18 protein-coding genes are annotated in these 18,652 nt (G+C 69.9%); all 18 read right to left on the bottom strand.

Annotation, left to right across the window (positions count from 1 at the left end):
* Window positions 1–150: 150 nt before the first annotated feature.
* Complete coding sequence (gene flhA, locus CEK65_RS19480; protein WP_026143395.1) at window positions 151–2,211, bottom strand: flagellar biosynthesis protein FlhA; 2,061 nt, start codon at window positions 2,209–2,211, stop codon at window positions 151–153.
* A 17-nt stretch (window positions 2,212–2,228) separates the two neighbouring features.
* Window positions 2,229–3,359, bottom strand: coding sequence for a flagellar biosynthesis protein FlhB (gene flhB, locus CEK65_RS19475; RefSeq protein ID WP_017909010.1), 1,131 nt, complete (start codon window positions 3,357–3,359; stop codon window positions 2,229–2,231).
* 105 nt (window positions 3,360–3,464) lie between these two features.
* Entirely contained in the window at window positions 3,465–6,353 is a 2,889-nt protein-coding gene (locus CEK65_RS19470) for a diguanylate cyclase (protein WP_152182706.1), read from the bottom strand.
* Window positions 6,354–6,587: 234 nt separating this feature from the next.
* Entirely contained in the window at window positions 6,588–7,379 is a 792-nt protein-coding gene (gene fliR, locus CEK65_RS19465) for a flagellar biosynthetic protein FliR (RefSeq protein WP_017909008.1), read from the bottom strand.
* A complete protein-coding gene (locus CEK65_RS21045; RefSeq protein ID WP_193314842.1) occupies window positions 7,379–7,909 on the bottom strand; it encodes a hypothetical protein in 531 nt (176 codons plus the stop codon). Before CEK65_RS21045 ends, fliR begins: the two co-directional genes overlap by 1 nt.
* Window positions 7,910–7,914: 5 nt before the next feature.
* Window positions 7,915–8,184, bottom strand: coding sequence for a flagellar biosynthetic protein FliQ (locus CEK65_RS19450; protein ID WP_010343869.1), 270 nt, complete (start codon window positions 8,182–8,184; stop codon window positions 7,915–7,917).
* 4 nt (window positions 8,185–8,188) lie between these two features.
* Window positions 8,189–9,019: a flagellar type III secretion system pore protein FliP gene (fliP, locus tag CEK65_RS19445; protein ID WP_026144375.1), complete on the bottom strand. Its 831-nt coding sequence runs from the start codon at window positions 9,017–9,019 to the stop codon at window positions 8,189–8,191.
* A gap of 2 nt (window positions 9,020–9,021) precedes the next feature.
* Window positions 9,022–9,438: a flagellar biosynthetic protein FliO gene (gene fliO, locus CEK65_RS19440; protein ID WP_152182704.1), complete on the bottom strand. Its 417-nt coding sequence runs from the start codon at window positions 9,436–9,438 to the stop codon at window positions 9,022–9,024.
* Window positions 9,435–9,710 (bottom strand): flagellar motor switch protein FliN, encoded by a 276-nt coding sequence (gene fliN / locus CEK65_RS19435; protein WP_223875781.1) that lies wholly within the window; start codon window positions 9,708–9,710, stop codon window positions 9,435–9,437. The genes fliO and fliN overlap by 4 nt, the downstream gene beginning before the upstream one ends.
* 59 nt (window positions 9,711–9,769) lie before the next feature.
* Window positions 9,770–10,777: a flagellar motor switch protein FliM gene (gene fliM / locus CEK65_RS19430; RefSeq protein WP_017909005.1), complete on the bottom strand. Its 1,008-nt coding sequence runs from the start codon at window positions 10,775–10,777 to the stop codon at window positions 9,770–9,772.
* A 13-nt stretch (window positions 10,778–10,790) separates the two neighbouring features.
* A complete protein-coding gene (locus CEK65_RS19425; protein ID WP_017909004.1) occupies window positions 10,791–11,309 on the bottom strand; it encodes a flagellar basal body-associated FliL family protein in 519 nt (172 codons plus the stop codon).
* A gap of 249 nt (window positions 11,310–11,558) precedes the next feature.
* Window positions 11,559–12,875 (bottom strand): flagellar hook-length control protein FliK, encoded by a 1,317-nt coding sequence (locus CEK65_RS19420; RefSeq protein WP_152182703.1) that lies wholly within the window; start codon window positions 12,873–12,875, stop codon window positions 11,559–11,561.
* Complete coding sequence (gene fliJ, locus CEK65_RS19415) at window positions 12,872–13,333, bottom strand: flagellar export protein FliJ (protein ID WP_010341649.1); 462 nt, start codon at window positions 13,331–13,333, stop codon at window positions 12,872–12,874. The genes CEK65_RS19420 and fliJ overlap by 4 nt, the downstream gene beginning before the upstream one ends.
* 3 nt (window positions 13,334–13,336) lie before the next feature.
* Window positions 13,337–14,713, bottom strand: coding sequence for a flagellar protein export ATPase FliI (gene fliI / locus CEK65_RS19410; protein WP_017908679.1), 1,377 nt, complete (start codon window positions 14,711–14,713; stop codon window positions 13,337–13,339).
* On the bottom strand, window positions 14,710–15,333 hold the full coding sequence (locus CEK65_RS19405; protein WP_017908680.1) for a FliH/SctL family protein: 624 nt from the start codon (window positions 15,331–15,333) through the stop codon (window positions 14,710–14,712). Before CEK65_RS19405 ends, fliI begins: the two co-directional genes overlap by 4 nt.
* A complete protein-coding gene (gene fliG / locus CEK65_RS19400; RefSeq protein WP_017912588.1) occupies window positions 15,330–16,319 on the bottom strand; it encodes a flagellar motor switch protein FliG in 990 nt (329 codons plus the stop codon). The genes CEK65_RS19405 and fliG overlap by 4 nt, the downstream gene beginning before the upstream one ends.
* Window positions 16,320–16,329: 10 nt before the next feature.
* Window positions 16,330–18,051, bottom strand: coding sequence for a flagellar basal-body MS-ring/collar protein FliF (gene fliF, locus CEK65_RS19395; protein ID WP_043091960.1), 1,722 nt, complete (start codon window positions 18,049–18,051; stop codon window positions 16,330–16,332).
* Window positions 18,052–18,063: 12 nt separating this feature from the next.
* Window positions 18,064–18,426, bottom strand: coding sequence for a flagellar hook-basal body complex protein FliE (fliE, locus tag CEK65_RS19390; RefSeq protein ID WP_010341655.1), 363 nt, complete (start codon window positions 18,424–18,426; stop codon window positions 18,064–18,066).
* Between the last annotated feature and the right edge of the window lie 226 nt (window positions 18,427–18,652).

Raw genomic sequence — 18,652 nt, 5'->3', positions numbered from 1 at the left:
GAATGGGGAATGGGGAATGGATGCGTGATCGGTGCCGATACGTGGCGGGCCGCGGTGTCGTGTCCGGTTTTTCGTGATCGTGTTCATTGCTCTCTCCGCTGCCGGGGCAAGGGTGCGATTCCCCATTCCCTGTTCCCGTTTCCCGTCATCTCAACTGATCGTGCCCACCAGCTTCAGCCGCTTGTCCTCCGGCACTTCGCTGTAGGACAGGACCGACAGCGCGGGGACGCTGTGGCGGACCAGGCGGGCGAGGGCGGCGCGGACCTGCGCCGGGACCAGCACCACTGCCGGTTCGTTGCGCGCCTCCTGCTTGCTCACGCAGTCCGCCAGACTTTGGTGCAAGCGTTCGGCCAGTCCGGGTTCCAGCGCCGCGCCGTTGCCCTGGGTAGAGTCCTGCAAGACGCGTTCCAATTGCGGGGCCAGGGTGAACACCGGCAGTTCCGGGGCCATGCCGGCGATCTCCTGGACGATGAACCGGCCCAGGGCGTTGCGCACGGCGGCGGTGAGCGCGCCGGGTTCCTGACTCTGCGGGGCGTGCTCGACCAGGGCCTCGACGATCTTGCGCAACTGCCGCACCGGGATCTTCTCGATGAGCAGGTTCTGCAGCACCCGCACCACCACCGACAGCGGCAGCGCCTTGGGGGTGAGGTCCTCGACCAGCTTGGGCGCGCTCTTGGCCAGGGTCGCCAGCAGCTGCTGCACTTCCTCGTGGCCGAGCAGTTCCGGGGCGTGCTCGCGGATCAGGTGCGAGAGGTGGGTGGCGATCACCGTGGCCGGGTCGACCACGGTATAGCCCATGGTCTCGGCCTGGGCGCGCAGGTGCGGCTGGATCCAGATCGCATCCAGGCCGAACGCGGGGTCCTTGCCGGGGATGCCGTCGATCTTGCCGAGCGCGCCGCCCGGGTCCAGCGCCAGCTCGCGGTCCGGGTGGATGTCGGCGGTGGCCACCGGCACGCCGTGCACCAGCAGGCGGTAGGCGTTGGCCGGCAGTTCCAGGTTGTCGCGGATGTGCACCGGCGGCACCAGGAAACCGATGTCCTGGGTCAGCTTGCGGCGCACGCCCTTGATCCGCGCCATCAACTCGCCACCCTGGGTCTTGTCCACCAGCGGGATCAGCCGGTAGCCGACCTCCAGGCCCAATGGGTCGATCGGACGCAGTTCGTCCCAGCCCAGTTCGGCATTGGCCTGAGCGGCGGCCGCGGCCTGCGGTGCCGCCTCGGCCGCGGCCGGCGGCGGCAGCAGGCTGCGCTTCCACATCTTCCAGGCCAGCAGGCCCAGGATCAGCGCCAGCGTCAAGAAAGCGACGTTGGGCATGCCCGGGATCAGGCCGACCAGGCCCAGGATCGCCGCGGCCACCGCCAGCGCCTTATGCTGGCCGAACACCTGGCCCATCATCGAGGCGCCCATGTCCTGCGAGCGCGAGGCGCGGGTGACCAGCATCGCCACCGCCGAGGACACCAGCAGCGCCGGCAGCTGCGCGACCAGGCCGTCGCCGATCGACAGCAGGGTGTAGGTGGAGGCGGCCTGCGCCACCGGCATGCCGTGCTGCAGCACGCCGACCGCCATGCCGCCGATCAGGTTGATGAACAGGATCAGGATGCCGGCGATGGCGTCGCCGCGGATGAACTTGCTGGCGCCGTCCATCGAGCCGTAGAAGTCCGCTTCCTCGCGCACTTCCTCGCGGCGGGCCTTGGCTTCCTCGCGGGTCAGCAGGCCGGCGTTGAGGTCGGCGTCGATCGCCATCTGCTTGCCGGGCATGGCGTCGAGGATGAAGCGCGCGGTCACTTCCGACACGCGCCCGGCGCCCTTGGTGATGACCACGAAGTTGATGATGGTCAGGATCGCGAACACCACGATGCCGACCGCGTAGTTGCCGCCGATCACGAATTCGCCGAAGGCCTCGATCACCTTGCCGGCGGCGCCGTGGCCGCCCTGGCCGTTGATCAGGATCACGCGGGTGGAGGCCACGTTCAGCGCCAGGCGCAGCATCGTGGTCATCAGCAGCACGATCGGGAAGATGCTGAACTCCAGCGGCCGCTTCACGTACACCACCGCCAGCAGCACCATCAGCGAGATGGCGATGTTGAAGGTGAACAGGGCGTCCAGCACCGGTGCGGCCAGCGGCACCACGACCATCGCCAGCATCAGCAACACGATCACCGGGGCGCCGAGCCCGTGCTTGATCATGTCCATGACTTTGCGCGTGTTCATCTGCGCGGCAGGCTGACTCATGGCTGGCTCCCCGGGGCGAATTCATCCACTTCCAGCGGCGGCAACGGCGGCATCGGCCCGCTGCGCCAGGCGCGCAGCGTGTAGACGTACGAGAGGACCTGCGCCACCGCGGAATACAGTCTCACGGGAATTTCCTTGCCGAGTTGGCCTTCCCTATACAAGGCGCGTGCCAAAGGCGGCGCCGAGATCACCGCCACGCGGTGCTGCTCGCCGACCTCGCGGATGCGGAAGGCGATCTCGTCCACGCCCTTGGCCACCACGGTGGGGGCGCGCATGCGCCCGCTCTCGTACTTCAGCGCCACCGCATAGTGGGTGGGGTTGACCACCACCACGTCGGCCTTGGGCACGGCTTCCATCATCCGCCGCTGCGACATCTGCATCTGCATCTGGCGGATGCGGCCCTTGACCTCGGGGCTGCCGTCGTTTTCCTTCATTTCCCGGCGCACTTCCTCGCGGGTCATCTTCAGTTTGCGGATGTAATTCCACTTCTGATAGGGCGCGTCGATCGCCGCCAGCAGCGCCAGCGCGCCGGCGGTGTACAGCAGCAGCCGCAGGGTGAAGCCCAGGCCGTGGCCGATGGCCTGCTCCAGCGGCTGCAGCAGCAGGCCGCGCAGGAAGTCGGTGCTGCCCCACAGGCACAGCATCGCGGCGCCGCCGACGAAGCCCATGCGCAGGATCGACTTGAGCAGTTCGACGATGGTCTCGGCGCCGTACATGCGGCTGAGCCCATTCATCGGGTTGAGCCGGTCGAACTTGGGCATCAGTGCCTGGCCTGAGAAGCGCAAAGTGCCCATCAGCACCGGCGCGGCGAAGCTGGCCGCCAGGCAGATGCCGACCAGCGGCAGCACCACCCAGAGCAGGTTCAGCAGCAAGTCGCCGAAATGGCCGAACATCGCCTGCGGATGCTCGCGCAGCGACAGGTCCGGGCGCAGCGCCTGTTTCAGCCAGGCCACCGCCCCGGCGGCCATGGAGGTGGACAGGCCCATCAGGGCGAAGACGCCGGCGCTGAACACCGCGGCGGTCGCCAGTTCGCGCGAATGCGGGATGTTGCCCTGTTCGCGGGCTTCGCGCAGACGTTTGTCTGTTGGCTGTTCTGTGCGCTCTGCGCCTTCTTCGCTCTCGGACATCGGGGGTGCGCTCGGCCAGGATCGACCCTGCGCACTGCAAGGACCGTGCCGGTCGCTGGCCCGGATTCCGGGCGCTGCTGCCGCGCCTCTCGGCCGCGGCGGCGGCTAGGCGAGTTGCAGCTCGACCCGGTCGCGGCCCAGCCGCTTGGCCTGGTACAGCGCCGCGTCGGCGCGCGCCAGCAGGTGCTGCAGCGGTTCGCCCGGTCGATACCAGGCCACGCCGATCGAGGCGGTGATCGCCAACTGCCGCTCGCCGATGCGCAGCGGCTGCCCGGCGATGGTGGCGCGCAGGGCCTGCAGCCGCTCGCCGCAGCTCGGCGGCAAGCCGGGCAGCACGGCCAGCAGTTCCTCGCCGCCGTAGCGGCCGACCAGGTCGGCGTCGCGCAGGTTGGCGCCCAGGCGCCGCGCCACCTCGATCAGCACCGCGTCGCCCACCAGGTGGCCGTGTTCGTCGTTGATCCGCTTGAAGTGGTCGAGGTCGATCATCGCCACTGCCAGCGGGGTCTGCTCGGCGTCGCTGCGGCGCATCTGCGCCGCCAGCGCCTCGAGGATGCCGGCGCGGTTGAGCAGGCCGGTGAGGGCGTCGTGCGAGGCCTTCACCGCCAGTGCGGCGCGGGCGATCTCCAGTTCGCGCTTGTCGTGTTCCAGCTCCTCGGTGCGCAGCGCCACCAGTTCGGCCAGTTCGCGCTGGCGCTGGTGCAGGCGGCGTTCGCGCCAGTGCAGCAGGGCCACCGCCAGGCCGCCGCCGAGCACCAGGTACAGCGCGATCATCGGCTGGCTGCGCCACCACACCGGCGCCACCGAGAACGCCACCCGCAGCGGCGCCGAGGCGCTGCGCCGGTAGGCGTCCAGCAACTGCACCTCCAGCACGTAGTGGCCCGGCGCCAGCGGCGGTTGCTCGAACTCGAAGTTGGGCGTGTGCAGCCAGCGGGTGTGTGCGCCCTCGAAGCGATAGCGGAAGCTGATGCGGTTGCGCTCGTCGTACAGGTCCGGCGAGCCGACCGCGATATGCAGCGGATCTTCGCTCCAGCGCAGGCGCGCGCCCGCGGCGATGGCGGCGCCGGCACGGCTGAACTCCTTGAGCGCCAGCCTTGGCGCCTGCGCCGGGAACAGCCGCGCCGGATCCAGCAGGTGGGTGACGCCACGGCTGCTGCCCAGCCATACCGAGCCGTCGTGGTCTTCCAGGAAGGCCGATTCGGACATGTCGTTCCAGAGCAGCCCCTGCGCCTGCGTCAGCCGCGACCAGGCGCGTCCGTCGTAGACGTCCACGCCCTGGTTGTGGCTGATCCAGATCCATCCGTTGCGGGTGCGGCGCAGGCTGTACAGCTGCAGGCCGCTCAACTGCGCATCGGCCGGCTGCAGGTACAGGGTGTCGCCGTCGAGCCGCCCTTGCCAGGCCCCGGGTCCATACAGGCTGGCCCAGGCCTGGCCATCGTCCAGGACCAGCAGCTTGCTGAGCACGGGTTGCGCCGGCGCACCATCCACGACCAGCCGGATCGGCGTCCAGGTCTCGCCACGCAGTCGGAACACGCCGGTCATGCCCACCGCCAGCACGCTGCCGTCGCCACGCTGCTGGATGTCCGAATACTCGCCACCGGGCAGCGCCTGCACCTTCTGCGGCACCGCGTCGGCGTCGGCCGCCGCCAGCAGATACACCCCGCGGTTGCTGAGGATCCACACCCGGCCGCTCGCATCCACGAACAGCTGTTTGGCGATGCCGTCCAGCGGCGGGTAGGCGCGCAGCAGCCGGCCCTGCGCGTCGTATCGGCGCAGCGCGCCGACCGAGCCAATGCTCCACAGCGTGCCGTCCGCGGCGCGTTGCAGGCCGATCATCTGCGTGCCGTGGTCGCTGGGCCAGCGCTGGAAGCGGCCATCCTCGCGCAGGCGGTCGACGCCGCCCTCGTTACCGACCAGCAGGTCGCCGCGCTGGGTGCGCTGGATGCTCCAGGTCGGCGCCCGACTGATGCCCTGCGACACATCCCAGTTCTCGATCCAGCCGTAGCCGTTCCAGCGCAGCACGCCTTCGCCATCCATGCTCAGCCACAGGTCGCCGGCCTGGTCGAAGTGCATGGCGACGATGCTGCCCTCGGGCAGGCCGTTGCGACGGTCGAAACTGCGCCAGCGCCCCTGTTCCCAGCGCGCCAGGCCCTGGTTGGTCCGCACCAGCACGCGGTGCTGCGGGTCCAGCAGGATCGGCGTGCGCCAGGTCACCAGGGCCGGTCCGTCCAGCCCGGGGGGTGTCTGCTCCTGGAAGCGCGTCGCGCCGGCCTGCAGCCGCATCACCTTGCGGCTGCCGACGACCCACAGGTTCCCGTCGCGGTCGCGCACCGCATTGCGCCAGAATTCGGGGGGCAGGCCCTGGGCCTGGTCGTAGCGGGTGGCGCGACCGTCGGCATCGATCCGGCACAAGGCCTTGGCGCAGCCCAGCCACAGTGTGTCGTCGACGACGAACAGGTCGTGGATGTCGGCCAGTTCCGGTTGCCGCGCCAGCGTCGCCGCATCGAACAGGGGCTGCAGTTCCCATCCCTTCGCATCGGCCTTGCGCGCCGCGCGCAGCAGGCGGTGGTCGTCCAGCACCACCGTGCCCCAGGCCGGCGCGGCCAGGCGCGGGCGGTTGAGCGGGCGATGCGAGGGCAGGCTGCCGTGCTCCAGCGGCATCCAGCCGGCCGGCGAGCCATCGTCCACGTAGATCGCATCGAAGGTGGCCACCCACAGCCGCCGCTGGGCGTCCTCGGCGGCATCGGAGATGTAATGGCCGCCGTGGCCCTGCAGCTTCACTTGCTGGAACTGGTCGCCGTCGAAGGCATACAGGCCGCTTTCGCTGCAGACCAGCAGGCTGCCGTCGCGACGCTGCAGCAGACAGGTGCCGGCCAGACCGAGCAGGCCCTGGTCCTGCGCATAGTGCCGCAACGGGATCACCTGGGCCTGTGTCGCCCCGGTGCAGGTCAGTGCCGACAGCAGCAGCCACAGCGGCCCCCACAGGCATCGACCCATGACCGTGCGCATGCGCGCTCAGCCGCCGCTGCACCGCCGTGGGACACGGCGATGGCAGGCACGAGCGGGCGCTGGCAGGCGATAGGGCATGGCGTACGACGAGCGATGGAAGGAAGGACGGACCGCGGCGATCGACGGGATCCGGGACGGTCGGCGCTGCCGCCGCCCATCCTGGCCCGCCAACGGTAGCCTGCCGTCGGTATCGGCCGCGTCGCGGCGCAGCTTGAGCGCCGGCTAGGCGGTCAGCGCGCGCGCGGCGTTGAAGGCGGCATCGAACAGCCGCTGCACCGGCGCCCCCATCTCGCCGACCAGCACCGCCAGCAGCGCCAGGCCCAGCACCACCGCCACCGGCAGGCCGAGCTGGATCGGGTTCAGCGACGGCGCCGCCTTGGCCAGCGCGCCGAAAGCCAGGTTCACCGCCATCATCGCCACCATGACCGGCAGCGCCAGGGTCACCGCCCCGCGCATGATGCTCATGAAGAAGTTCGGCGCGACCGAGGCCATGGCCTGCGCATCGGGCAGCGCGGTGCCGATCGGCAGCGCCTTGTAGCTGTCCACCAGCAGCGACACCACCGCCAGATGCCCGTTGGCGGTGAAGAACATCATGCCGAAGGCCAGGTAGAACCACTGGCCGATCACCGGCGAGTTGACCCCGCGCAGCGGATCGGCCATCTGCGCGAAACCCAGGCCGGTGCTCTGCGAGACCAGTTCCCCGGCCATCGCCCCGGCCTCGAAGATCATCCGCAGCATGAATCCCATGCTGGCCCCCACCGCCAGCTCCCGCGCCACGCTGAGCACCACCGCGGCATTAAACCCGTCCCAATCGGGCACCGGCGGCAGGATCGGCGCCAGCGCAATCGCCAGCGTTCCAGCCAGGATCACCCGTACCCGCCCCGGCACCGCCTTGCTCCCGACCATCGGCATCACCGTCAACATCGCCCCGATCCGCAGCATCGTCCATAGCACCGCCCCGATCATCGCGAACGCCCGCGACCCATCGACGACCATTTGCGTGGCGGCATCCATCAGCCCGAGACCCCGTTAACCGCAACAAAAGAACGCCCGGTGGCGCCAGCGCGAAGCCAACGCTCCACCATCAATGGCACCCCGGCCGGCCCCTGACCAACCAAGGACACCGCACGACTGGCAACGACGCCAAAGCCAAAGCTGCGATAGCCGCAGCTGCCGCTTTTGCGGTTGCTGTTGCCGTTGCTGTTGTTTTGCTCTTGCTCCACCGGGTCCCCTCCGCAGCGGCGGAGATGGCGGGCAAAACCCCCCGCAGGGGGGCGGCGCACAAGGATGTGCGCCGTTTTCGGCCGGGGCAGGATGCCCCGTCCGAAAATCCCGTCAGCGGAGCGAACCCGCGTAGCGGGCGCTGCGGCGGGGTGTGCTTTCTTTTGGTTACTTTTCTTTGCACAAGCAAAGAAAAGTGACTCGCCGCCAGGCGAAAGCTTTTGTTTTTCAAACGGCTCGCCGTAATGCGAAAGCCGTTGCTGATTCTGTCCAACAACGAAGGACATCAAAACGCTGGAAAGCGTAGCGGCAGACGCAGCCATCCCCGCTACCCAATCAAATGCGGAATACGCTGAAACAGCATCGTCGTGTACTCCACCAGATGCGCCAGCAACATACTCCCCGTCGCAAACAACATCGCCGTCAACGCCACCACCTTCGCGATGAACGCAATGGTCGGCTCATTGAGCTGCGTCGCCGCCTGGAACACACCGATCACCACACCCACCGCCAACATCGCCAGCAACAACGGCCCCGCCACCCACAACACCGTGATCAACCCGCCACGCAACTCCGTCAGCGCCAGTTCCGGACTCATGGCCTCAGACCCCGTTGAAACTGGCAGCCAGCGTGCCGACCGTCAGCACCCAGCCATCGACCAGCACGAACAGCAGAATCTTGAACGGCGCCGAGATCAGCATCGGCGACATCATCATCATGCCCATCGACATCAGCACGCTGGCTACCACCAGATCGATGATCACGAACGGGATGAAGATCAGAAAGCCGATCTCGAACGCCGTCTTCAGCTCGCTGGTGACGAACGAGGCCACCAGCACCTGGAACGGCACCGCATCCGGGCCGCTGTAGGTGCCGTTGCCGGCCATGCCGGCGAAGGTCATCAGGTCGGTCTCGCGCACCTGCGCCAGCATGAACGCGCGCAGCGGCTGCGTGGTCAGCGTCCACGCCGTCTGGAAATCGATCTGGCCGTTGAGATACGGGCTCATGCCCTGGCCCCAGGCCTTTTCCCACACCGGCATCATCACCAGCGCGGTCAGGAACAGCGCCAGGCCCATCAGCACCTGGTTGGACGGCGTCTGCCCGGTGCCCAGCGCCTGCCGCAGCAGGCCGAGCACAATGGTGATGCGAGTGAAGGCGGTCAGCACCAGCAGCAGCGACGGCAGCAGGGTGATGGCCGTCATCAGCAGCAGGGTCTGCAGCGGCAGGCTCACCGGCTGCGCGCCGATCTTGCCGACGTTGACCTCCGGCAGCGAGGGCAGGGTGGGCGCGGCGTTCTGCGGATTCTGCGCGGTCGGCGTGGCGGCCGGCGCCTGCGCGGCCTGCGCCCAGGCAAAGGCGGGCAGCAGGCTCAGCGTCAGCAGGATCAGCAGCAGGCGCAGCCGGCGAGCGTTGCGGTTCCAGAAAAACGGCATGGTCATTTGTCCTTGCGCAGCTTCTGCGCCAGAAGCTGGGCGAAATCGGGAAGCTGCTTGAACGGCTTGATCGAGGGCAGGGTCGGCGCGGGCGCCTGCGGCAGCGGCTCGGGCAGCTGATGCAAGGTGCGTACCCCGCCGGGCGAGACGCCGAGCAGCAGCTGTTCGCCGTTGACCTCGACCACCACCACCCGCTCCTTGGCGCCGACCGCCAGACTGGCGACCACGCGCAGGCCTTGCGCCGGGCGGAAGCCGCTGCCGGGCAGGCGCTTGAGCACCCAGGCCATGGCCAGGATCAGGCCCAGCACCAGCAGCAGCGCGAACACCGCGCCGAGCAGGCTGGGCGCCGACGGCGCCGCGTTGCCGACGCCCGCGCCGTGCTTGGCGGTCTGCGTGGCGACGGCGAGCAGCAGGCTCACCGCAGTCTCCGGATGCGCTCGCTGGGGCTGACCACGTCGGTCAGGCGCACGCCGAAGCGGTCGTTGATGGTCACTACCTCGCCGTGCGCGATCAGGGTGCCGTTGACGTAGACGTCCAGCGGTTCGCCGGCGCCGCGCTCCAGTTCCACCACCGAACCCTGGTTGAGCTGCAGCAGGTTGCGGATCGGAATGCGGCTGCGGCCGACTTCCAGCGACAGGGTCACCGGCACGTCCAGGATCACGTCCAGGTTCAGGTCGTTGGACTCGGCCATGGCGTCCGGCTGCAGGCTGTCGAACTGGGCCGGCGCCGGCTGGGTGGGATCGGTCTGGGTCATGGCAGGTCTTCCTGGGGAGCGGGGCGGCGGCGCAGCGCGCCGGGGGGATGGGTGGCGGTGATCTTCACCGCGTTCTGGCCGTGCGAGATGCCGAACTCGCCGGTGAACACCGGGATGTTCTCCACGCACAGCGGCACCTGCTTGGGCAGGTCGATCGGCAGCACGTCGCCGATCTTCAGCCGGGTCAGCTCGCGCAGGCTCATCTGCTTCTGCGCCAGCACGCTGGAAATGGTGACCTCCGAGCCGAACAGCTGCTCGCGCAGCATGATGTTCCAGCTCTCGTCGCGGTCCACGCGGTCGCTCTGGATGCCGGCGTCGAGCAGTTCGCGGATCGGCTCCAGCATCGAGTACGGCAGGGTCACGTGGATCTCGCCGCCGCCGCCTTCCAGCTCCACGTGGAAGCGGCTGACCACCACGTACTCGCGCGGGGTGACGATGTTGGCGAAGTGCGGGTTGACCTCGGAATTGAGGTACTCGAACTCCACCTCCATCACCGGCGCCCAGGCTTCGGCCAGGTCGGCGAAGGTCTGCTTGAGCATCAGCTGGATCACCCGCATCTCGGTCGGGGTGAACTCGCGGCCCTCGATGCGGGTGGGATAGCGGCCGTCGCCGCCGAAGAAGTTGTCGACCACGGTGAACACCAGGGTCGGCTCGAACACGATCAGGCCGGTGCCGCGCAGCGGCTTGAACTTGATCAGGTTCAGGTTGCTCGGCACGTACAGCGAGTGCATGTAGTCGTTGAACTTGATCAGGTCGATGCCGCGCACCGACAGGTCGGCCGAGCGCCGGATCAGGTTGAACAGGCCGATCCGCCACAGGCGCGCGAAGCGCTCGTTGACCATCTCCAGGGTCGGCATGCGCCCACGGATGATCCGGTCCTGGCTGGAGAAGTCGTAGCTGCGCGCCTCGCCCGGCTCGGCCGGCGCCGGCTCGGTGTCCACCACGCCCGCGTCGACGCCATGCAGCAGGGCATCGATCTCGTCTTGGGAGAGCAGGTCGGTCATCGCGGCAGCGCCTTTACTGGGTCACGAAGCTGGTGAACAGGAGTTCTTCCACGCACTTCTTGCCGGTCTCGGCGGTCATCAGCTTCTGCGCGTCGGCCAGCGCCGCGGCCTGCAGCTTCTTGCGCCCATCGATGTTGGCGATGTCCTGCGCCTGCACTTGCGAGAACAGCATCAGCAAGTGCGCGCGGATCGCCGGGGCGTTCTCGGTGATCAGCTTCAGTTCTTCCGGGTCGCGGGTCATCAGCTGCACTTCCAGCTGCAGGTAATGCGGGCCGTCTTCCGCGCCGCCGTTGAGATTGACCACGAACGCCGGGTCCATCGCGAAGTACTGTGCCGGCTTGGGGATCTCGGCGGTCTTTTCCTCGGCCTTGGCGTGGCCGCCCTCGGGCTTCTTCAGGAAGAAGAACGCGCCGGCACCGCCGCCGCCCAGCACCAGCACCGCCGCGACGACGATGATCAGCAGCTTCTTCTTCGACTTGCCGCCTTCCGGGGCGTCCTTGGCGTCTTTCTTGGATTTGTCGGCGGCTGACACTGAGCGGGCTCCTGAGGGGGGTCTGCCCCTGAGGATGCAATCGCCGTGCCGAAACCGGGCGCCTGGCGCGCCGGGTGTTTGACGGCGCCGCCGCGCGCCATGCCGGCGCGGGCCGAGACCGTTGTGTGAGAGGGGATCGGGCCCAGCGGAGGGGCCTCAACCCTGCCGTATCCTTCCGACGAACGTTGAGGCCGAGACCCGTCCCACTCCCTCGATCGCTGTGAAGGGGCGGCGGCGCGCCCCGGATCGTCAGGCGTAGGCGTCGAGCAGACCGCGCTGGCGCAACACCACTGCCGGAATCCCGACGCTGCCGGACAGGTCGTCGGCGAGCTCGCCGCCGCTGCGGCCGCCGCCCTGCGGCGTGCCCTGCGCATTGGCCTGCTGTTGCTGCGGCTGCTGCTGGCCGACGTCGGCTTGGCCGAGCTGGAAGCCGTGCTGGCCGAGCATGTCGCGCAGGCGCGGCAGGCTGTTCTCGAGGGCCTGGCGCACGTCGGCCTGGTTGCTGCTGAAGCTGGCGTTGACCTGGTCGCCGGTCATGTGCAGGCGCACTTCGACCAGGCCGAGCTCGGCCGGATTGAGCTTGATGTGGGCGTGGCCGATCTTCTGGTCGGCCAGCCAGCTGATGCGCGCGCCCAGTTCGTCGTCGAACTGGTTGCCGTGCAGGTTCGGGGTCGGCGTGGGCGAGCCGGTGAACGGCTGCGGATCGGCCAGCCGCGCCGTGGCGTGCAGCGGGGCCGCCGCCGCGGTCGGCACGATCGCGCTGGGATCGGCGGCGGGCGCGGCGTCGCCGCTCTCGCCACTCTTGCCGCCGGACGCGGCGGCGATGGCGGCCAGCGCCGCCAACGGCGCCGCGGTGTCGGCGCCGCCGGCCTTGTCGGCGGACCCGGCCTGCGCCAACAGCATCGCGCCGAAGCCGCCGGCCGCAGAGGCCGGGGCGGTGCCGGCCGTCGCGGCAGTGCCGGCGGTGGCGGCAGTCGGATCGGTGGCGCCGGCCGCGGTCTGGGCCGCGGCGTCGCCGCCGAGCAGGGCGCCCACGCCGTTGGCCACGGCGCCGGCGACGCCGACCGCCAACCCGGCCGCTGCGCCCAGCGGGGTCGCGGTGGCGGCCGGCAGCACCGCCGCGCCGATCGCCGGCAGCAGGCCCAGGCCGATGCCGGCCAGCCCGGCCGGCGGCCAGGCGCTGTCGTCGGGCTTGGCGTCCTCGTGCTTGTCTTCGGTCTTGGCCTTGCCCTTGTCGCTGCCTGAGGCCTTGGTCTCGGTGCTGCTCTTCCCGGCGTCCTGGGCGACCTTGTCGCCTGCCTGCGCGGTGCGCGCGGGGTCGCTGGCGGTGTCGTCTGCGGCGGCCGGACGCTTGTCCGCCTGGTCCTTGCCGACGTTCTGCGCCGGCTTGGGCGTCTCGCGGGCGGCGGGCTTGGGCGCGGTGGTACGCGCCGAGCCGCCGCCGCCGAGCAGTTTGGCGAAGTCCTTGTCCTTGCCGCCGGCGCGGTCGGTGCCCTGCGTGTCGTTGCCGCCGCCGATCTGGCTGGCGCGGCCACTGCCGCCCAGCGCGGAAAGCGCGTTGTTCATCGTCCGTCTCCGTCATCGTGTTCGTCGGCGGTGGCCGCCAGGCGCGCGCGGCGCGCGCCCAGGTCGTCCATCTCGCGCTGGCTGCGGCGGTCGTCGACCTTGCGTTCCTGCGCGCGGTAGCTGGCCGCGAGCTGTTCCAGCACCTGCTTGTCGCGGCTGGCCAGCAGCAGCCGGCTGCGCTCCATCTCCACCTTCTCGCGGTTGCGGTCCACGGTCTGGCACTGCTGCTGCACCGCGCTCTCCAGCCGGTCCAGGAAGGCGCGGCGGTTGGCCAGTTGCGCCAGGCTGGTCGCCGCCATCTGGCTGTTGGCGTACTCCTCGGCGTAGCGGCGCAGTTCCTCCAGCCGCGACTCGTGGGTGGCCAGGGCGCGCTGGCGCTCGGCGAGATCGCGCGCGACCTCGTCTTCGTGCTGCTGGGCGCGGCGGAGCAGGGGATCGAGACGTTGCGATTGCATCATGGCTTAGTTCTCGCGGTCGACCAGGCGCTTGAGGGCGGCCTGGCTGTGGGGCAGATCTGCGGCTTTGGCGACGTCCTGTCCGAGGAATTCCATGATCTCCGGCCAGCGCTCCAGCGCTTCGTCCACGGCCGGATCGTTGCCGCGCTGGTAGGCGCCGATGGTGATCAGGTCGCGGTTGGCCGAGTACGCGGCCACCAGCCGCTTCAGCGAGCGGATGCGCATCCGCCACGGCTCGTCGGCGATGTCCTGGACCACGCGGCTGACCGAGGACTCGACGTCGATGGCCGGGTACAGGCCGCTGTCGGCGACCCGCCGCGACAGCAGGATGTGGCCGTCGAGGATGGCGCGCGCGGCATCGGCGATCGGGTCCTGCGGATCGTCGCCTTCGGTGAGCACGGTGTAGAAGGCGGTGATCGAGCCGCGGCCCTTGGCGCCGTTGCCGGCGCGTTCGACCAGCGCCGGCAGCTTGGCGAACACCGACGGCGGATAGCCGCGGGTGGTCGGCGGCTCGCCCACCGACAGGCCGATCTCGCGCTGGGCCTGGGCGAAGCGGGTCAGCGAGTCCATCAGCAGCAGCACGTTCAGGCCCTGGTCGCGGAACCACTCGGCGATGGCGGTGGCGCGGTAGGCGCCATGCAGGCGCGCCAGCGGCGGGCGGTCGGCCGGGGCGGCGACCACCACGGCGCGGCGCAGGCCTTCCTCGCCCAGGGTGGTCTCGACGAAATCGCGCACTTCGCGGCCGCGTTCGCCGATCAGTCCGACCACGATCACGTCGGCGGCGGTGTAGCGGGTCATCATGCCCAGCAGGGTGGACTTGCCGACGCCGGAGCCGGCGAACAGGCCCACGCGCTGGCCGCGGCCGATCGGCAGCAGCGCGTTGATCGCGCGCACGCCCACGTCCAGCGGGGTGGTGATCGGTTCGCGCGCCAGCGGGTTGATCGACACGCCGGCCATGCCCACCGAGCCTTCGGCGCGGATCGGACCCTTGCCGTCCAGCGGCACGCCGTCCGAGTCGATCACCCGGCCGAGCAGGCCTTCGCCCACTTCGACGCCGCCGCGGCGGTGCAGCGGCACCACCCGCGCGTTGGGCAGCAGGCCGTGGGTTTCGGCGCTGGGCATCAGCGAGGTGCGGTCGCCGGAGAAGCCGACGACTTCCGCGTCGACCCAGCCGCCGTCGACCTCGACCTTGCAGGTGGCGCCCATCGGCGCCTCGCAGCCGACCGCTTCCAGGGTCAGGCCGACCGCGCGGCGCAGGATGCCTTCGCGGATCAGGCCGCGGCCGGCGGCCACGTCCAGATCGAGCTTGCCGAGGCGGCCGGCCAGGCGCAGGTTGCGCGCATCCAGCCAGTCGGCGGGGTGGGTGCCGGACAGCGCGCTCACAGGCCCGCTCCGGACTTGCGCATCACCGTTTCCAGGGCCGCGCGCAGGCGCGCCTCGAGGGTGCCGTCGATGCGCACCGATTCGGCGTGCACGCGCAGGTCGCCGCGGCTCAGGCTCAGGTCCGGCACCAGCCGGATGCCCTGATCCATCAGCGTCAGCAGCGGGGTCAGCGCGGCGATGTCGTCCGGGTGCAGGCGCACCTCGACATCGCGGCGCGCGCCGCCGACCGCGTCCAGCGCCTCGGCGACCAGTTCCGACAGCAGCACCGGGTCGGCCTGGTAGGCGCGGCCGACCAGGCTGCCGGCGATGCGCACGGCCAGCTCGCCGAGCGCGCCGACCACCTCGTTCTCCAGCCGCGCCAGCGGCCGCGAGAAGTTGTCCAGGATGCCTTCGATCTGCGCGGTGAGGCGGCGGATCTCGGCCTGGCCCTGGGCCAGGCCCTCGGCGTGGCCGCGTTCGAAGCCTTCGTGCTGGGCCGCGGCCTCGATCGCCTGGATCTCCTCCAGGCTCGGCGGACGCAGCACCGGCTCGTCCGGCAGCGCGTCTTCGTAGGGCAGCGCCGCCAGCGCGGACGGGGCATCGAGTTCCGGCGCCAGCCAGCGCACCACGTTGCCGTTCATACCATGGCCTCCGCACCGCTACCGCCCAGGCTGATCACGCCTTCGTCGGCCAGGCGCCGCACGATCGCCAGGATCTCCTTCTGCGCGGCTTCCACGTCGGACAGGCGCACCGGGCCGCGCGCTTCCATGTCTTCCAGCAGGATCTCGGCGGCGCGCTGGGACATGTTCTTGGTGATCTTGTCGCGCACCTTGATGTCGGCGCCGCGCAGGGCCAGGCCGAGACGGTCGCCGCTGACTTCGCGCAGCATGGTCTGCAGGCCGCGGTCGTCCAGCTCCACCAGGTTGTCGAACACGAACATCAGGTCCTGGATGCGGCTGCCCAGGTCGGCGTCGATCTTGCTGATCGCCGACAGCACGCCCTGGTCCGAGCCGCTGTCCAGGAAGTTGAGGATGTTGGCCGCGACCTTGACCCCGCCCACGTTGGACGACTTCAGGTTCTGGTTGCCGGAGAACTGCCGCTCCATGATCTCGTTGAGCTCGTTGAGCGCGTGCGGGGGGATGCCGTCGAGGGTGGCGATGCGCATCAGCACGTCGGCGCGGGTGCGCTCGGGCAGCAGCTTCAGCGCCTCGGCGGCCTGGTCGCTGTCCAGGTGCGCCATCACGATGGCGATGATCTGCGGATGCTCGTTGCGCACCAGGTCGGCGATGGAGCGCGGGTCCATCCACTTCAGGGTGTCCAGGCCGGTGGTGTTGCGGCCCAGCAGGATGCGGTCGATCAGGCTGCCGGCCTTGTCGGCGCCCAGCGCCTGCACCAGCACGTTGCGGATGTAGTCGTCGGCGCCCACGCCCAGCGAGGTCTTGCTGCCCAGCTCGGCGTTGAACTCCTCCATGACCTTCTCGACCTGGTCGCGCGAGATGCCGCTCAGCGTCGCCATGGCGATGCCGATCTTCTGCACCTCCTTGGGGTCCATGTGCTTGAGCACCTCGGCCGCGTCGGCCTCGCCGAGCGACAGCAGCAGCACGGCGGCGCGCTGGGTGCCATTCATTGCATTCGCATCAGGCTTCACTGGCGACCCATCCCTTCACGACCTGCGCCACGCGCTTGGAATCCTGTTTGACCGCTTCGCGGGCCTGACGCAACCGTTCCTCGTAGGCGTCGGGCAGGGCGATGGCGGGGTTGCCGCCAGCGCCGCCGCTGAGGCTGGCGGTGTCCTCGCCCAGCGACGGCAGCAGCGGGTTGTCGTCGTCGAGCATCGACAGCTTGGCGTCGCGCGGCTCGTTGCCGTCGCGGTCGTGGCCCACCGACGCGGCCGGCGCGGGACCGGCGATCTGGCGCAGCGCCGGGCGCAGCACGCCGAACAGCAGCGCCAGCACCACCGCCGCACCCAGCACCAGGCGCGCGACGTTCATCACCCGCGGATCTTCCCACCAACCGGGCTTGTCGGCCGCTTCCGGGGCCTGGCGGACGAACGGGGCGTTCATCACCGAGACGGTGTCGCCGCGTTCGGCGTTGAAGCCAACCGCCTGCTTGACCAGGCCTTCGATGCGGGTCAGCTCGGCGGCGCTGAGCGCCTGCTCGGTCATCTTGCCCTTGGCGCCCGGCCGCATCACGTGGTCCACCAGCACGGCCACCGAGACGCGCTTGATCCGCCCGGCCGGCTGCCGGGTGTGCTGCAGGGTGCGGTCCAGCTCGTAGTTGCGGGTGGCGCTCTTGGAGCTTTCGGTCGGGGTCGCGGCGGCGGCCTGCTGGGTGCCGGCGGTGCCCGCGGCGGGCGGGGCGCCGGTGGCGCCCGGCTGGCCCGGCGCGCTGCCCGGCGAGTTGCTGGTCGCGCCGGGCGCGCCCTGCGGACCGCTGGTGCTGGTGCTGCTGTCGCTGACCTGCTCGCTGCGCAGCTTCGGCGGGTCGCCGTTGTACAGCTCGCGCGCTTCCTCGACCACCGAGAAGTCCATGTCCACGTTCACTTCCGGGTTGACCCGGCCCGGGCCGGTCATCGGCTCCAGCAGTTCGCGGATGCGCTGGTTGTAGGCGCTTTCCTGGCGGCGCACCTGGTCGAACTGGGCGGCGTTGAGCGCGGCGTCGCTGTTGGGGTCGGCGATGGTCAGCATGCGCCCGCTCTGGTCGACCACGGTGACGCGGTCCGGCGCCAGGTCGGGGATGCTGGAGGCGACCATGTTGACGATCGCATCGACCTGATTGCGTTCCAGGGTGGTGCCGCCGCGCAGTTCCAGCACCACCGAGGCGCTGGCGGCCTCGCGCTGGCGGGTGAACGCGCTCGGCTTGGGGATGGCCAGATGCACCCGCGCCTCGCGCACCGGGCGCAGGCTGGCGATGGTGCGCGCCAGTTCGGTTTCCAGGGCGTGCTGGTAGCGGGCGTTCTCCACGAACTGGCTGACCCCGAAGCCGGGATCCTTTTCCATCACTTCGAAGCCCATGTTGCCGTTGTCGGTCAGGCCGGCGCCGGCCAGCTTCAGCCGCGCGTCGTACAGCTTGTCCTCCGGCACGGTGATCGCACCGGTGGCCTGGTCGAGCTTGAACGGGATCTGCGCGGTGCGCAGCAGGTCGGTGGCCTCGGCCGTGCCCTTCTCGTCCAGGCCGGTGTACAGGGGAGTGTAGGCCGGCTTCTGCGACCAGAAGAACACGAACAGGCCGGCGGCCACGGCCACCGCGATCATCGCCATCAGGCCGATGCGCCGGGTGAGCTGCAGGCTCTGCAGGCGGTCGAACCAGGCCCCGGCCTTTTCGCTGTTGAATGTGTCTTTGCTGATCGCAAGCGCCATCGTCTTCTACCCTTACAGCGGCATGTTCATCACGTCCTGGTACGCCTGGACGAGTCGGTTGCGGACTTCCACGGTAGCGCGAAACGCCACCTGGGACTGTTGCGCGGCCAGCATCACCTTGGCCAGGTCGGCGCTGGGGTCGCCCAGTTCGAAGGCCTTGGCGAGGTCACCGGACTTCTGCTGGGCCTCGTTCACGCCGCCGATCGCGTTGCGCAGGGTCTCGGTGAAGCTCGGGCCCTGCACGCCCTGGCTGCCGCCCAGGCCTTCGATCGCATTGCTGCGGCCGACATCGCCCACCCGCGTCTGCGCCGCCTGGCCGACCTGGCCCTGGTAGCTGCGGATCTGCGAAAGGATGGAGCTGATGGAGTCGCTCATACGGTGAAGTCCCTGCCGGGAGACGGCTTGCCCGTATGCAATGCAAGCGGTGTGCCGAAACGGCACTCACGGGTCGCGCAGCCTCCGGACAGGCGTGCGCGGGCAAGGCCGGCACCCGGTGACGGGTTCCTGGCGCCGGCGGCACGGCCGGCACGGACCGCGCGCCGGCAAGGTGTCGGCAGGTTGACGCCGTGCGCCGCGTCACGGTCGGACGCGGGCGCCGCGC

The organism is Xanthomonas sp. LMG 12459 (assembly GCF_009192905.1).
Taxonomy (GTDB): domain Bacteria; phylum Pseudomonadota; class Gammaproteobacteria; order Xanthomonadales; family Xanthomonadaceae; genus Xanthomonas_A; species Xanthomonas_A sontii.
The sequence above is the reverse complement of the archived record's forward strand: the minus strand, read 5'-3'. Positions and strand labels throughout refer to the sequence as shown.

Excerpts from the sequence above, each read along its gene's own strand:
- flhA (WP_026143395.1), bottom strand. The coding sequence starts at position 2,211 with ATGAACACGCGCAAAGTCATGGACATGATCAAGCACGGGCTCGGCGCC.
- flhB (WP_017909010.1), bottom strand. The coding sequence starts at position 3,359 with ATGTCCGAGAGCGAAGAAGGCGCAGAGCGCACAGAACAGCCAACAGAC.
- CEK65_RS19470 (WP_152182706.1), bottom strand. The coding sequence starts at position 6,353 with ATGGGTCGATGCCTGTGGGGGCCGCTGTGGCTGCTGCTGTCGGCACTG.
- fliR (WP_017909008.1), bottom strand. The coding sequence starts at position 7,379 with ATGGATGCCGCCACGCAAATGGTCGTCGATGGGTCGCGGGCGTTCGCG.
- CEK65_RS21045 (WP_193314842.1), bottom strand. The coding sequence starts at position 7,909 with ATGGCTGCGTCTGCCGCTACGCTTTCCAGCGTTTTGATGTCCTTCGTT.
- CEK65_RS19450 (WP_010343869.1), bottom strand. The coding sequence starts at position 8,184 with ATGAGTCCGGAACTGGCGCTGACGGAGTTGCGTGGCGGGTTGATCACG.
- fliP (WP_026144375.1), bottom strand. The coding sequence starts at position 9,019 with ATGCCGTTTTTCTGGAACCGCAACGCTCGCCGGCTGCGCCTGCTGCTG.
- fliN (WP_223875781.1), bottom strand. The coding sequence starts at position 9,710 with ATGGCCGAGTCCAACGACCTGAACCTGGACGTGATCCTGGACGTGCCG.
- fliM (WP_017909005.1), bottom strand. The coding sequence starts at position 10,777 with ATGACCGACCTGCTCTCCCAAGACGAGATCGATGCCCTGCTGCATGGC.
- CEK65_RS19420 (WP_152182703.1), bottom strand. The coding sequence starts at position 12,875 with ATGAACAACGCGCTTTCCGCGCTGGGCGGCAGTGGCCGCGCCAGCCAG.
- fliJ (WP_010341649.1), bottom strand. The coding sequence starts at position 13,333 with ATGATGCAATCGCAACGTCTCGATCCCCTGCTCCGCCGCGCCCAGCAG.
- CEK65_RS19405 (WP_017908680.1), bottom strand. The coding sequence starts at position 15,333 with ATGAACGGCAACGTGGTGCGCTGGCTGGCGCCGGAACTCGATGCCCCG.
- fliG (WP_017912588.1), bottom strand. The coding sequence starts at position 16,319 with ATGAATGGCACCCAGCGCGCCGCCGTGCTGCTGCTGTCGCTCGGCGAG.
- fliF (WP_043091960.1), bottom strand. The coding sequence starts at position 18,051 with ATGGCGCTTGCGATCAGCAAAGACACATTCAACAGCGAAAAGGCCGGG.
- fliE (WP_010341655.1), bottom strand. The coding sequence starts at position 18,426 with ATGAGCGACTCCATCAGCTCCATCCTTTCGCAGATCCGCAGCTACCAG.